This is a genomic window from Flavobacterium sp. (assembly GCF_040402895.1).
GTDB lineage: Bacteria > Bacteroidota > Bacteroidia > Flavobacteriales > Flavobacteriaceae > Flavobacterium.
Genome location: NZ_JBBALR010000001.1, coordinates 380,628 through 396,550, shown reverse-complemented (window position 1 = coordinate 396,550; position 15,923 = coordinate 380,628). Strand labels below are relative to the sequence as shown.

Annotated in this window: 12 protein-coding genes; 10 read left to right on the top strand and 2 right to left on the bottom strand. The window is 33.4% G+C overall.

The genetic code is table 11. The features are described 5' to 3' along the window. Window positions 1–198: 198 nt before the first annotated feature. The 10 genes from ABWP60_RS01870 to ABWP60_RS01825 all read left to right on the top strand — a co-directional run bounded on the left by ABWP60_RS01870 (window position 199) and on the right by ABWP60_RS01825 (window position 13,332). A complete protein-coding gene (locus ABWP60_RS01870) occupies window positions 199–1,218 on the top strand; it encodes a LacI family DNA-binding transcriptional regulator (protein ID WP_353147686.1) in 1,020 nt (339 codons plus the stop codon). A 206-nt stretch (window positions 1,219–1,424) separates the two neighbouring features. Further along, entirely contained in the window at window positions 1,425–2,831 is a 1,407-nt protein-coding gene (locus tag ABWP60_RS01865; protein ID WP_353147683.1) for an MFS transporter, read from the top strand. 9 nt (window positions 2,832–2,840) lie between these two features. Further along, window positions 2,841–3,497, top strand: a complete 657-nt coding sequence (pgmB, locus tag ABWP60_RS01860) for a beta-phosphoglucomutase (protein ID WP_353147680.1) — start codon at window positions 2,841–2,843, stop codon at window positions 3,495–3,497. 45 nt (window positions 3,498–3,542) lie between these two features. Beyond that, window positions 3,543–5,837 (top strand): maltose phosphorylase MdxK, encoded by a 2,295-nt coding sequence (gene mdxK, locus ABWP60_RS01855; protein WP_353147677.1) that lies wholly within the window; start codon window positions 3,543–3,545, stop codon window positions 5,835–5,837. 4 nt (window positions 5,838–5,841) lie between these two features. After that, a complete protein-coding gene (locus ABWP60_RS01850; protein WP_353147674.1) occupies window positions 5,842–7,953 on the top strand; it encodes a glycoside hydrolase family 97 protein in 2,112 nt (703 codons plus the stop codon). Window positions 7,954–7,978: 25 nt separating this feature from the next. Then, the gene (locus ABWP60_RS01845) at window positions 7,979–9,817 is read left to right on the top strand and encodes a glycoside hydrolase family 13 protein (RefSeq protein ID WP_353147671.1); all 1,839 of its coding nucleotides are present in this window, start codon (window positions 7,979–7,981) and stop codon (window positions 9,815–9,817) included. Between the two features lie 7 nt (window positions 9,818–9,824). Further along, a complete protein-coding gene (locus ABWP60_RS01840; RefSeq protein WP_353147669.1) occupies window positions 9,825–10,751 on the top strand; it encodes an alpha/beta hydrolase in 927 nt (308 codons plus the stop codon). Window positions 10,752–10,753: 2 nt separating this feature from the next. Beyond that, entirely contained in the window at window positions 10,754–12,187 is a 1,434-nt protein-coding gene (locus tag ABWP60_RS01835) for an alpha-amylase family glycosyl hydrolase (protein ID WP_353147666.1), read from the top strand. Between the two features lie 17 nt (window positions 12,188–12,204). Next, on the top strand, window positions 12,205–12,894 hold the full coding sequence (locus ABWP60_RS01830; protein WP_353147664.1) for a T9SS type A sorting domain-containing protein: 690 nt from the start codon (window positions 12,205–12,207) through the stop codon (window positions 12,892–12,894). Beyond that, window positions 12,895–13,332 carry a retropepsin-like aspartic protease gene (locus ABWP60_RS01825; protein WP_353147661.1) on the top strand — a complete coding sequence of 146 codons (438 nt, stop codon included), beginning with the start codon at window positions 12,895–12,897 and terminating at the stop codon, window positions 13,330–13,332. Here the strand turns inward: ABWP60_RS01825 and ABWP60_RS01820 are convergent. Together ABWP60_RS01820 and odhB are read right to left on the bottom strand one after the other, a co-directional pair. Further along, entirely contained in the window at window positions 13,295–14,551 is a 1,257-nt protein-coding gene (locus ABWP60_RS01820) for a TCR/Tet family MFS transporter (RefSeq protein WP_353147658.1), read from the bottom strand. The two genes, ABWP60_RS01825 and ABWP60_RS01820, sit on opposite strands and share 38 nt — an antisense overlap. 109 nt (window positions 14,552–14,660) lie before the next feature. Continuing rightward, window positions 14,661–15,875 (bottom strand): 2-oxoglutarate dehydrogenase complex dihydrolipoyllysine-residue succinyltransferase, encoded by a 1,215-nt coding sequence (gene odhB / locus ABWP60_RS01815; protein ID WP_353147655.1) that lies wholly within the window; start codon window positions 15,873–15,875, stop codon window positions 14,661–14,663. Between the last annotated feature and the right edge of the window lie 48 nt (window positions 15,876–15,923).

Sequence of the window (15,923 nt, the reverse complement as noted above, 5' to 3'; positions counted from 1 at the left end):
ATATATATTAGGCCACGAAAACGTTTTCGTGTTGAAAACTTTATTAGTATTGTAACTTTTTTATTGTAAATAAATGGATTTAATATTTTTTTTGCCTAAAAATTTCACTTTCATAATTTCAAAAAAAAACAGCTTTTTTTCTACCAAAAATAAAAAATGTATCTTGTACCCTAAAATCGTATTTATTTCTAAATTATCATGAGAAGAAAAGTAACTTTAAAGCAAATTGCAAAAGAGCTAGATATTTCCATTTCAACCGTTTCAAAGTCGTTAAGAGACAGTCATGAAATTAGTGAAGAAACAAGACTGAAAGTGAAAGCGTTTGCCAAATTATATAATTATAAGCCGAATAATATTGCTTTAAGTTTAAAAAACAAGAAAACAAAAACAATTGGAATTATTATTCCAGAAATTGTGCATCATTTCTTTGCGACTGTTATTAGTGGAATAGAACATGTAGCGAATGAATTTGGCTATAATGTTATTGTGACGCTTTCAGACGAATCTTTTGATAAAGAAGTCATTAATCTTGAAATGTTGGCAAGCGGCAGTACGGATGGTTTTATTATGTCGCTTTCCAAAGAAACGCAACTAAAAAAAGATTTTCACCATTTGGAAGAAGTCATCAACCAAGGGATGCCAGTGGTACTTTTTGACCGAGTTACAAATGATGTTTTTTGCGATAAAGTCATTATTGATGATCAGTTAGCGGCTTATAATGCAACAGAATTTTTTATTACTAATAATTATAAAAACATTGCACTAATCACTACTGTTGATTATGTAAGTGTAGGAAAACTTCGTACAGAAGGCTATTTAAAGGCGTTAGCGGATTACAATATTAAACTTAATGAAAAGTTAATTATAAAAGTAGAAGATATAGACCATTGTCAAGATCAAATTATTGATTTAATTACAAATAACGCTATTGACGCAGTTTTTGCTGTGAACGAATTATTTGCCGTAACCGCCATTAAAGCGATTAATAAAATTGGCAAAAAAGTGCCAGATGATATTGCGGTGATAGGGTTTACAGACGGGATTATCTCTCAATTTTCAACACCAACAATTACAACTGTTAGTCAAAACGGAATCAAAATGGGTCAAAAAGCCGCAAAAATGCTAATTGAGCGTCTTGAAAAAGAAGAAGATGACGAACAGTATACTACAGAAATTATAGAAACCGAATTAATTTTTAGAGAATCTACGACAACGTAATAGTATTAGTAACGCCTTTTATATCAGGTATTTAAATTGTGTTTTTTACTCTTTTCTATTTTTTTTGACACATAAATTTTAGATTATTTAAAATAATTTACTTTAATTTGTGACTATCAAAGTTTATATTTCACTTCAAAAATTAAGTATAATTTTGATAAGCACATTCAAACGCTTATCGTAGTATTAACAACTAATTACGATAAATGGAAAAGCGTAAGTTACATTTCTGGGAAATTTGGAACATGAGTTTCGGTTTCTTAGGAATTCAGTTTGGTTTTGCCTTACAAGGAGGCTTCATGTCTAGAATTTTTCAAACACTTGGTGCCGAAGTAGACGACATTCCTGGTCTATGGGTTGCCGCACCTTTAACTGGTTTGTTGGTGCAACCTATCGTTGGATATCTATCTGACAATACTTGGAGTCCTAAATTTGGTAGAAGAAAACCATTTTTTCTTATTGGAGCTATTTTGGCTTCTATTACGCTGTTTTTCATGCCACATTCTCCTGTATTATGGATTGCAGCAGGGTTACTATGGGTTTTAGATTCTTCCATTAATATTAGTATGGAACCTTTCCGTGCTTTAGTTGCTGATAAACTTCCAGAATCTCAACGTTCAAACGGATTTGTGATTCAAACATTAATCATTGGAATTGGAACTTGGATTGCTAGTAACTTGCCTTGGTTGGTAAATAAATTAGGAGTAACTAATGAAGCAGCAGCAGGTGTCATTCCACAATCGGTTATTGTAGCTTTTTCTATTGGAGCCTTTGTATTTTTTGCAAGTATTTTATATACTATATTTACTACAAAAGAAAATCCGCCAGAGAATTTAAATCAATTCCTTACCGAAAAAAAAGAATCTCGCTTTATTCCAGATTTAGTAATTAGCTTGAAAGAAATGCCATCAACCATGAAAAAATTGGGATTAATTCAATTTTTTAGTTGGTTTGCATTTTTTACCATGTGGAGTTTATCCACACCAGCACTAACAGAACATGTATTTCATTCTCCAAAACCAGATGTAAAAGAATTTGCAAAATTGGATGATAAAGGAGTCGTTTTAAAAAACAACAAAGAAGAAGTTATTTTTCTTAACGCATCAAAAGAACAGGAATATCAAGCAAAAGACAAAGTATATAATAATGCAGCCGATTTAGTAGGTTCTGCAACGGGTGTTTATGGATTGTCTTCCATGGTTTTTGCCTTGTTACTTACCTTTTATACCCTGAAAAACAAAATAAATAGAAAATATATTCATATGGTATCTTTGATACTTGGTGGATTTGGATTTATTTACATGTTTTATGCCACACCAGCAACCTTACTGTATTCCTTTATATTAATCGGTTTTTCTTGGGGAAGTATCTTATCGATGCCTTATGCCATGTTGTCTAGCTCAGTTAATCCTAATAAAATGGGAATGATGATGGGATTATTCAATATGTTTATTGTAATTCCTCAAATTATTGCTGCGCTGGGCGGAATTAATTATTTATATAAATTAATTGGTGAAGCACATATTAATGCTATGCTTTTAGCTGGATTATTATTAATTATTGCAGGATTATGTAATTTCTTTATTACAGACAAAAATGCAATTTCAGGTTAAACAAACAAAATGAACAAAAAAGCATTCATATTCGATTTAGACGGCGTAATTGTAGACACGGCCAAATTTCATTTTTTGGCATGGAAAAAATTAGCGGATAGTTTGAATATCAATTTTACACACGAAATCAACGAACAACTAAAAGGTGTAAGTCGAGTACGTTCGTTAGAAATTATTTTATCTCAAGGAAATGTGCCAGCATCTCAAGAAGATAAAAACAAATGGTTGGCACAAAAAAATGAAGATTATTTAGCATTTGTACATCAAATGGACAAATCTGAAATGCTACCTCGTGTAGAAGAAGTACTTCAGTTTCTAAAAGCCAATAATCAATATGTAGTATTGGGTTCGGCAAGTAAAAATGCCCGACCAATATTAGAAAAAGTCAACATTTTGCATTATTTTGATGCACTTGTTGACGGAAATGATGTAACCAATGCCAAACCCGATCCAGAAGTTTTTCTGCAAGGAGCAAACCAAGTTCAGGTTGATTACAAGAATGCTATTGTTTTTGAAGATTCAGTAGCCGGTATTCAAGCGGCAAATGTAGCTGGAATGACCAGCGTTGGTATTGGTGAGAAAGAAGTTTTACACGAATCGGATTTTTGTTTTAGAGATTTTACAGAAATGAGTAACGATTTTATAATGCAATTAATTAATAAATAGAAATTGTCAAATTAACTAATTGAGAATTGACAGATTAGAAAGAAAATGAATCAGGATTATATCGTACCAAATAATTGGTCAATCATAGAAGAAGGATTTGAAGCAGAAAGAGTTAAATCTTCCGAAAGTTTATTTAGTATTGGAAATGGCGCCATGGGGCAACGTGCCAATTTTGAAGAGCATTACTCAGGTGATACGTTTCAAGGTAGTTACATTGCTGGGGTGTATTATCCAGATAAAACTAAAGTAGGCTGGTGGAAAAACGGCTATCCAGAATATTTTGCTAAAGTACTCAATGCACCGAATTGGATTGGAATTAATTTAGAAGTTAATGGGGAAAAATTAGATTTAGCAACTTGTAAATTGGTTTCAAACTTCCGTCGAGAATTGAACATGCAGGAAGGTTGGTACCAACGATCTTTTCAAGCTATTTTGCAAAATGATGTGGAAATTCAAGTACACGTTACTCGATTTTTATCCTTAGATATAGACGAGTTAGGTGCCATAAAATATAATGTTACGCCAATAAATTCCGATGCAAAAGTAGTTTTTAAACCTTATTTAGATGCTGGAATCGAAAATGAAGACACCAATTGGGAAGAAAAATTTTGGGAAACGTTAGAAGTTAAAAACGAAGAAAATAGTGCATTTATAGTAGCTCGAACTTTAAAAACAAAGTTTACAGTGGCTACTTACATGCAAAATCAAATTATTGTAAATAATGAAATTGCCGAGGTAAAACCTGTTGAAGTAACAAAAGAAGCGTCAAAAATTTCATTTTCATATGAAGTTGCCGCTACACTAGGGCAAACAGTTAGTATTCAAAAATTTGGTGGCTACACGATTTCCACAAATCATAAAGAAGAATATCTTATTTCTGTAGCAAAACAAGTATTGGTTCAAGCTACAACTCTAGGATTTATTACCTTATTAGAAAATCAAAAGCAAGCATGGGCTAAAATTTGGGAAATGAGTGACATCACTATTGAAGGGGATACCAAAGCGCAACAAGGTATTCGTTTCAATATTTTTCAGTTAAATCAAACCTATTTAGGAAAAGATTCTCGCTTGAATATTGGACCAAAAGGCTTTACGGGTGAAAAATACGGAGGGTCAACCTATTGGGATACCGAAGCGTATTGCATTCCGTTTTATATGGCTACAAAAGATCAGAATGTGGCGCGTAGTTTATTAGAATACCGTTACAATCAGTTAGACAAAGCCATCGAAAATGCTCAAAATAATTTAGGTTTCAAAAATGGGGCGGCACTTTATCCGATGGTAACAATGAATGGTGAAGAATGTCATAACGAATGGGAAATTACTTTTGAAGAAATTCACCGAAATGGTGCCATTGCCTTTGCTATTTATAATTATTACCGTTTCACCGGGGATTACAGTTACATTCCAGAAAAAGGATTAGAAGTTTTAATAGGTATTGCTCGTTTTTGGCACCAAAGAGCTACTTTTTCAACACACAAAAATCAATTTGTGATTTTAGGCGTAACAGGTCCAAATGAATACGAAAATAACGTGAATAATAATTGGTATACCAATTATATAGCAAAATGGTGTATCAATTATACGTATGCTCAAATTGAAAAAGTAGAATCGGAATATTCATCTGATTACGAAAGAATTATGAGCAAAGTAAACTTAAATGATACCGAATTACAATCTTGGAAAAATACCGCAGATAATATGTATTTTCCATTTTCGGAAGAACATGGTGTGTTTTTACAACAAGATGGCTTCTTAGATAAAGAACTAGTAAAAGTTTCCGATTTAGATAAATCACAACGACCAATTAACCAAAAATGGAGTTGGGACAGAATTTTACGTTCACCATATATTAAACAAGCAGACACTCTTCAGGGGTTTTATTTCTTTGAGGACGATTTTACCAAAGAACAATTAGAAAAACATTTTGATTTTTACGAACCATTTACCGTTCATGAAAGTTCACTTTCACCTTGTGTTCATTCTATTCAAGCTGCTGCCTTAGGAAGAATGGAGCAGGCATATACCTTCTATTTAAGAACCTCTCGTTTAGATTTAGATGATTATAATAAAGAAGTGCATGAAGGATTACACATTACCTCCATGGCAGGAACTTGGATGAGTATCGTAGAAGGTTTTGGAGGTATGCGAGTGAAAAACAATCAATTGCATTTTGAACCAAGAATTCCAGAGCAATGGAATGGCTATTCGTTTAAAGTAAATTTCAGAAATGCAATCGTAAAAGTTGAAGTCACGCATCAAGAAACCAAAGTTTCTGTGGAAGGAAATCAAGAAGTAGAAGTAATCATAAACGGCGCATCGCAAGTAGTAAAAAATTAATAAAATGAAAAAAATTGTATCGGTTATCCTTGTTTTAACAGTTATTTTTGGGGCTTCTGCCCAAGAATTTCAATCACCAAATGGTAATTTTAAAATGTCGTTTTCACTTGGAAATGACGGCACACCTATGTATCAGCTTTTTTTTAAAAACAAAGAAGTAATTAAAAAAAGCAAATTAGGTTTAGAATTACAAAAGGATAAAAAGTCGTTAGTAAACGATTTTAAAGTAATGGATACCAAAGAAAGCACGTTTAATGAAACTTGGAAAACAGTTTGGGGTGAAGAAACGCAAATTCAAAATCATTACAACGAATTAGCTGTAAAATTAAAACAAAATGAAACCGAAAGAGAAATCATCATCCGTTTTCGGTTGTTCAATGAAGGTTTAGGTTTCCGATACGAATTTCCTCAGCAAAAAAACTTAATTTATTTTGTAATAAGAGAAGAAAGGACCGAATTTGCTATGACTGGAAATCATACCGCATTTTGGATTCCAGGGGATTACGACACACAAGAATACGATTACACGGAGAGTAAATTATCTGAAATTAGAAGTTTATTTAAAAGCGCAGTTTCGGAAAATGCCTCTCAAAAACAATTTTCAGATACAGGGGTACAAACGTCATTAATGATGAAAACAACTGACGGCTTATATATCAATATCCACGAAGCGGCTTTGATTAATTATTCGTGTATGCATTTGAATTTAGACGATAAGAATTTCGTATTTCAGTCGCACTTAACGCCAGATGCAAAAGGAAATAAAGGACACATTCAAGCACCAAGTGTTTCGCCATGGCGTACCATTATCGTTAGTAATGATGCCAGAGAAGTGTTAGCATCCAGAATGACCTTAAATTTAAACGAACCTTGTAAAATTGAAAACACCTCTTGGATTAAACCCGTAAAATATGTTGGCGTTTGGTGGGAAATGATTACCGGAAAAAGTTCTTGGGCGTATACAGTTGATTTGCCTTCTGTTCAACTTGGCGTAACAGATTATTCAAAAGCAAAGCAAAGTGCCAAGCACGCGGCAAATACCAAGCACGTAAAAGAGTATATTGATTTTGCAGCATTACACGGTTTTGATGCTGTTTTGGTAGAAGGTTGGAACGAAGGTTGGGAAGACTGGTTTGGTCATGAAAAAGATTATGTTTTCGATTTTATTTCCGCTTATCCAGATTTTGATGTAAAAGGAATTCACGAATATGCGAAGTCAAAAGGTATTAAAATGATTATGCATCACGAAACGTCTGGTGCTACAAGAAATTACGAACGTCATTTAGATGCAGCCTACCAGTTTATGAAAGACAATGGATATAACGCGGTAAAAAGTGGTTATGTTGGAAATATCTTACCTTTAGGCGAGCACCATTATAGCCAATCGATTTTAAATCATTACCAATATTGTATTGAAAAAGCGGTAGATTATGAAATTATGGTCAACGCACATGAAGCCGTTCGTCCAACAGGAATTTGCAGAACCTATCCAAACTTAATTGGAAATGAAGCCGCTCGCGGAACAGAATTTCAAGCCTTTGGAGGTTCAAAAGCAAATCATACTACGGTTTTACCATTTACAAGATTAATGGGCGGACCAATGGATTACACACCAGGAATTTTTGAAATGGATATTGCAAAATTAAATCCTGGAAATAATTCACATTGTAATACTACTATTGCCAATCAATTGGGATTGTATGTAGTAATGTATAGCCCACTGCAAATGGCGGCCGACTTACCAGAAAATTATAACCGATTTTTAGATGCATTTCAATTTATTAAAAATGTTCCAGTGGAATGGGAAACTTCAAAATATGTTGAAGCAGAACCAGGTTATTATATCACAACGGCACGTAAAGATAAAAATTCGAACAACTGGTTTGTTGGAAATGTGAACGGATTACAAGCAAGAACAGCAACTATTTCTTTAGACTTTTTAGAAAAAGGAAAAAAATATGAGGCTACAATTTATGCCGATGCAAGCGATGCACATTACAAAACGAATCCGCAAGCGTATAAAATAACAAAACAAAAAGTGACTAATAAATCAAAACTAAAAATGATAGCTGCTCCGGGTGGTGGTTACGGAATTAGTATTGTTGAAGTAAAATAAATTTATAAAAAATAAACATTTACATATGAAAAAAATAATTTTCTTATTGCCTATTTTACTTTTCAATTTTTCTTTTGCTCAAATTGATAAAGTAGAACCACCATTTTGGTACGAGAACATGACAAACAATCAGGTTCAAATTATGTTTTATGGTAAAAACATTGCTCAAAATACGGTAACAGTTTCTAATGGTGTAGTAATTACTCAGGTTCAAAAAACGGAAAACCCAAATTACGTTTTCGTATCTATCGATTTGAAAAATGTGTCGGCGCAAGAGTTGATTTTTACATTTAAAAACGGTAAGAAATCATTCAATCAATCGTATGCAATCAAAAAAAGAAAAGAAAATTCTAGATATAGAAAAAGTTTTGATGCTTCCGATATGATGTACTTAATTATGCCAGATCGATTTGCAAATGGAAACGAAAAAAATGATTCGGATTCAAATTTACAAGAAAAAGCAAACAGAAATAATCCTGGTGGGCGTCATGGTGGAGACATTCAAGGAATAATAAATAATTTAGATTATCTGCAATCACTTGGTGTAACAGCACTTTGGAGCACACCGTTGTGTGAAGATAACGACAAAGGCTATTCGTATCATACCTACGGGCAATCAGATGTGTACAAAATAGATGCGCGATACGGAACAAATGAAGATTATGTTCGTCTTTCTTCAGAAATGAAAAAGAGAAACATGAAGTTAGTGAAAGACTATGTAACGAATCATTGGGGGGCAGAACATTGGATGTTTAAAGATATGCCAACGTACGATTGGTTTCATCAATTTCCTGGTTACAAACAAAGTAACTACCGAATGACCACACAATATGACACAAACGCTTCTGCAATAGATGCAAAACTTTGTATGGATGGTTGGTTTGTGCCAAGTATGCCCGATTTAAATCAATCGAATCCTTTGGTATTAAATTATTTGACTCAAAATGCGATTTGGTGGATTGAATACGCCGATTTAGATGGTTTCCGAGTGGATACGTATTCATATAATGACAAAGAAGGTATTTCAAAATGGACCAAAGCCATTACCGACGAATATCCCTATTTTAATATCGTTGGCGAAGTATGGATGCACGATCAAGCACAAATATCGTATTGGCAAAAAGACAGTCCAATTGCTAAAATTCAAAGCTATAATTCTTATTTGCCAAGTGTAATGGATTTTACGATGCATGATGTTTTTGGAAATGTTTTTAACGAAGACCACACAAATTGGAACGATGGAATGTATAAATTTTATGAAAACTTCGTGAATGATTTTCTATACGACAACCCAAATAATTTATTAATTTTTGCAGAAAATCACGATACCAACCGTTTCAATTATATTTATAAAAACGATTTTAATAAATATAAAATGGCCATGACTATTTTAGCTACAATGCGAGGCATTCCTCAATTGTATTATGGTTCAGAAATTGGTATGGCGGGCGATAAAGGCAAAGGCGATGCGGATATTCGTCAGGATTTTCCTGGTGGTTGGGCGTCAGATAAAAACAATGCTTTTAAAGCTTCAGGAAGAACAGCTGAACAAGCCAACTATTTTGATTTCACGGCTAAAGTTTTCAATTGGAGAAAATCGAAATCAATAATTCATAACGGGAAATTAATGCATTATCTTCCAGATAATAATGTGTATGTTTATTTTCGTTATAACGACACCGAAAGTGTAATGGTTGTGGTAAATAACAGTAAAGACAAACAAACAGTAAAATTAGAAAGATTCAAAGAAAGTTTGGCTTTATATTCAAGTGGAAAAGACATTATTTCGGATGCGAATTTCGATTTAAAATCAGAACTTACTATAGAAGGAAAATCGAGTTTAATTTTAGAATTAAAAAAATAAGTTACATATGAAATTTTGGTTTTTAATAGCGTTTAGTTGTATGTGTTTTTCTCAAGAAAATATAAAAATTATTGATGTGCAAAATAATAACGATTTTGTAGGACAAATAAAACGTATTGAAAACTTTCCTTCTCAAAATGTAGCCACTAGAACAGTTGATATTTGGTTGCCAATAAATTATTCAGAAACTAAAAAGTACCAAGTGTTGTATATGCACGATGGGCAAATGCTTTTTGATGGGAAAACCACTTGGAACAAACAAGAATGGGGAGTAGATGAAAAAATAGACTCATTAACCCAAAAAAAAGCTATGAAAGAAGTCATTGTGGTTGCCGTTTGGAACATTCCTGAAATAAGACGTTTAAATTATTTTCCACAGAAAGCCATTGAATTTTTAAGTGATACAGAAAAAAAGTTCGTAATTGATGAAGCTAAAAAAATCAATTTAGATTTGACACAAATAACATCAGATAACTATTTAAAATTTTTAGTTACCGAAGTAAAACCATTTATAGATGCTCATTTTTCAGTTTTTACCGATAAAGAAAACACCGCAATTATGGGTTCCAGTATGGGTGGATTAATTTCTATGTATGCGCTTTGCGAATATCCAACTATTTTTGGGAAAGCCGCTTGTTTATCCACACATTGGATTGGTTTAAAAAACGTTGAAAATAACCCTATTCCAACTGCTTTTTTCAAGTATTTAATGGCTAAATTACCCAATCCAAAAACACATAAAATTTATTTTGATTTCGGAACAGCAACTTTAGATGCAGAATATGTTAGGTATGAAAAAGACGTCAATGAAATATTAAAAGCTAAAGGATTTGGCTCTTCCAATTCAAAAAATTTAAAATTTGAAAACGCAGATCATACCGAGAATTCTTGGAACAAACGTTTAGAAATACCTTTACAATTCTTATTTAATTAGTTATGAAAAAATTAGTAGTATTGGCAGTATTTGCCTTAAGTTTTACAAATAGCACTTTATTACAAGCTCAAAATTTTAATGTATCGCCTGTAGAATACACTTTAGATTCGAGTAGTTTGGAAAATGCTGTCATATATGAAGTGAATATTCGTCAATATTCACCAGAAGGATCGTTTAAAGCCTTTACTAAAGACATTCCGAAGTTAAAACAATTAGGCGTAAAAGTCATTTGGATGATGCCGATTTTCCCCATTTCGCAAACGAAAAGAAAAGCAACTGGTGGCGATAATAGTAAATTTGCATCAGAAATGCCAGCAAAGGAACAACACAAATATTTAGGAAGTTATTATGCGGTTTCTGATTTTAAGAAAGTAAATCCAGAATTTGGAACGCTTGAAGAGTTTAGAAATTTAGTAAAAACCGCGCATGAAAATGGCATGTATGTTATTTTAGATTGGGTACCCAATCACACAGGTTGGGATCATGTTTGGATTAAGCAACATCCAGAATATTATACACAAAATGAAAAAGGGGAGATTATCGATCCAATTAATCCTGAAACTGGAAAAACTTGGGGTTGGACAGACGTTGCAGATTTAAATTACGACAATCAAAATCTGAGAAAAGAAATGACTGGCGATATGAAATACTGGCTTCAAAAAGAAGGGGTTGATGGTTTTAGATGCGATGTAGCCGGAAATGTTCCATTAGATTTTTGGCAACAAGCGATTCCAGAGTTGCGTAAAGAGAAAAACATCTTTATGTTAGCAGAGGCGTGGGAACCCGAATTATTAAAAGATAATTTGTTTGATATGGCGTACGCTTGGGACGGACATCATACCAGTAATAAAATTGCACAAGGAAAAGAAAATGTAGCGGCATGGGATAAATACATGATAGAGAGAAATAATAAATACGAAGTAAATGACATTTTAATGAATTTTGTTGACAATCATGACGAAAACTCATGGAACGGAACCATTCAATCTCGATTAGGCGCTGCTGAAGAAGCCATGACTGCTTTAACGTATGTAATGCCAGGAATGCCTTTAATATATAGTGGAAATGAATATGGATTGAAACACAGCTTAAAGTTTTTTGAGAAAGATTTAATTCCAAAAACAAAAGGTAAAGATTGGGAATTAAGAGTAAAATTAGGAGAATTAAAAAATGAAAACATCGCTTTACACGGTGGAAAAAATCCTGCCTCATATAATCGGATTTCTACAAAAGACGACACTAAAATATTAGCGTTTGAACGTGAAAAAGATGGTAAAAAAGTCATTTATATCGCAAACTTATCGAATGAAACTATTGAAACAAAAATTCAACTACAAGGCGATTTTACCGATTATATGTCTGGCAACAAAATACAATTTAGATCAGATGCACCAATTGGACTAAAAGCTTGGCAATATTTAATTTTAACAAATTAACCCTAAATTAAAACATCATGAAAAATTTTTTATATCTAATTACACTTTATTTCATTCAAGTAAGTTGGTCTCAAATTATTATTACGCCAAACCCTTTTAGTATAAATTCGGGGACAATAACAATAACCTACGGTTCTGCTGGCAATTATTCGCTTTTTGACCCAATTAGTGATCCAAATTTGTATATTTACACAGGTTTAGAAACAGATGGTGTTACAGCAACTTGGGATTATCATGACGTTTGGACTAATATAACTACGTTAACTCCTTTAACATGGAATAGTGCTGCTAACGCATATGTGGCAACACTTAATATTGGAACCAGAAATTATTTTAGCGAAGCTACATCATCGATTACTTCACTTCCTAGTGCAACTACCGCAAATAACTGGTTTTTTATTATTAGAAATTTAGATGGAACTAGACAATCTGTTGATTTATTTGGAGCTAATTTTGGCTTTGTTCCGGGAATTTTACAAACCGATTCATTTTTATCTTCAAATGAAGTGATCATTTCAAACGGAAAAATTCAATCGGAATATTTGGAATCATTACAAGTTGAAATTTTTGGAATTGATGGAAAACAAATTGAAAAATTTAACTTAGAGGCACAAACTACTAAAAACTTAAACTTATTGACTAAAGGAATTTATTTTGCTAAAATCACAAATAAAAATCAATTTAAAACCATTAAATTTATTTATTAAATGAATGCATTGCCAGCGTTTTTAAAAGCAAAAAAATATAAAAAAATAAAATTTAAGTTTTTAAAAACACAACATTTACTAATTAAAGTAAAAGTAAATGGAGTAGCTGGAAATTTCATTTTAGACACAGGCGCATCGAATACTTGTATAGGTTTTGAATGTATTGAAAAATATAATTTAAACGCGGTGCATCATACCAAAGCTGCTGCAAGTGCCAGTTCAACAACAATACCTACCAAAATTGCAAAAGACAATTGCCTCCAAGTTGGTTCTTGGAGGCAATTGTCTTCTGTTTTTATACTTTTCGATTTATCCCATGTAAACGAAGCCTTATCCCAACAAAAAATAAAACCTATCGACGGCATTATTGGTGCTGATGTGTTACTTAAAGGAAACGCTATTATTGATTATCCAAATCAGTATTTGTATTTGCAATAGCAATTAATCGTTGTTTTTTAAACGAATAAAAAGCAATAATCGCGCTAAATAACATTAAAATTCCGCCCAAAACAAAGGGCGCGCCAGGAAAATGAACCGTTGCGTTTTTATTAGTAAAATTATAAAACACATTACTCATTAAAGGCGGACCAATAATAGAAGTCACACTCATTAAACTGGTTAAAGTACCTTGAATTTCGCCTTGTTCATTAGCAGGAACATTTTCTGTAATTACAGATTGCAAAGCAGGACCTGAAATTCCGCCTAAACAATACGGAATTAAGAAGGCAAACATCATCCAGCTTTCTGTAGCGATAGCGAATAAAAACATCCCTAAAGTATATAACATTAAGCCGTAAATAATACTTTTTTCATTTCCGATTTTCGGATTGATCCATCGGATTAAACCACCTTGCACAATTCCGACAAGTAAACCAATAATTCCTAGTGAAATGCCAACCATTTTTTCGTCCCATTTGAATTGATACATGGTAAAGTAACTCCAATTGCTATGCACCGCGTGCGAACCAATATAAACTAGTACTATTGATATAAATAAGCCAAAAATTTTAGGGTATTTTTTTAAATTTATAATAGCACGAACGGGGTTGGTTTTGCTCCAATCTAAATCTCTACGGTTTTCTTTTGGCAACGATTCTGGTAATACGAAATAACCATATAAAAAGTTAATGAAACACAAAGCCGCTGCAGCATAAAAAGGAACTCTTGCGCCAAATTGCCCCAATAAACCACCAATTACTGGCCCGATTATAAACCCAATTCCGAAGGCAGCACCAATCATTCCGAAGTTTTTGGCTCGGTTTTCAGGGGTGCTTATATCGGCAATATAGGCTGTAGCTGTAGTAATACTTGCACCAGTTATTCCGGCAATAATTCTTCCAATAAATAAAAAAGTTATGGTAGGAGCAAAGGCTAAAAATAAATAATCCAATGAAAATCCTAAAAGTGAAAATAAAATAATGGGACGTCGCCCGTATTTGTCACTTAAATTTCCTATTAGTGGCGACAATAAAAACTGAGTAAATGCATATGCAAATAGCAACCAACCTCCAATTTTAGATGCCTCACTTAAATCGCCGTGAATTAATTCTTGAATCAATTTTGGGATGACTGGAATAATAATTCCCCAACCCGTAATATCAATTACTAAGGTTAAAAAAATAAAACCTATAGCTGCTTTTTTCTCTGTTTTCTTCATAAAAACAAAGAAACAAAAAAAATCCCAAACTCTTTTGAATTTGGGATTTAGTATTTTGGCAATCCTGTCAGGTTTCAAAAACCTGACAGGTTTAAACATATAGTTAATTTTATAACTCCAACGCTTTTTTAGGATTGTTATCCATTAAAAATTCCATTGGGTTTTCTAATGCTTCTTTTACGGCTACTAAGAAACCAACAGATTCTCTACCGTCAATAATTCTGTGGTCATAAGATAAGGCTACATACATCATTGGATGAATTTCCACTTTACCGTTTACGGCAATTGGACGCTCAATAATGTTGTGCATGCCTAAAATTCCAGATTGAGGTGGATTGATAATTGGCGTAGACAACATACTTCCGAAAACACCACCATTTGTAATAGTGAAGGTACCACCTGTCATATCATCAACTGTAATTTGTCCGTCTCTTGCACGTAAAGCCAAACGCTTGATTTCTGCTTCTACACCACGGAACGTTAATAATTCTGCGTTTCTAACTACAGGAACCATTAATCCTTTTGGTCCAGAAACTGCAATTGAAATATCTGCAAAATCAAAAGCTACTTTATGGTCACCATCCATCATCGAATTTACATCTGGGTACAATTGCAAGGCTCTTGTAACCGCTTTAGTAAAGAACGACATATAACCTAATCCAAGACCATTGTGTTTCGCCTTAAATTCGTCTTTATATTGGTTTCTGATGGTATTAATTGGCGTCATGTTTACTTCGTTAAAAGTAGTTAACATCGCTGTTTCGTTTTTAGCGGCTACTAAACGTTCTGCTACTTTTCTTCGAAGCATAGAAAGTTTTACTCTTTCCGTTCCACGAGAACCTCCGGTTGGTGTTCCCATTGCTGGAACTGCGTTGGCGGCGTCTTCAGTAGTAATTCTTCCGCCTTTTCCTGTTCCAACGATGTCAGAAGGACTGATGTTTTTTTCGTCTAATATTTTTTTAGCTGCTGGAGATGGTGCTCCTGTAGCATATGTTTTTTCTGCAACTGGTGCAGCTTTTACTTCTTCTTTTTTTACTTCTGGTGCTTTTTCAACAGCAGGCGCAGGTGTTGCTCCGTCTGGTTTAGCAGCAGCTGTATCAATATGGCAAACTACTTGCCCTACAGCTACAGCGTCACCTTCTTCGGCTTTAAGCGTAATAATTCCGCTAGCTTCTGCAGGTAATTCTAATGTAGCTTTGTCTGAATCTACTTCAGCAATAGCTTGATCTTTTTCAACGTAATCTCCGTCTTTTACTAACCAAGTTGCAATTTCAACTTCGGTAATAGATTCTCCCGGTGATGGGACTTTCATTTCTAAAATCATATTCTTTCGTTTTAAGTTTTAGGTTAAAATGCTTCCTAAAATTATATT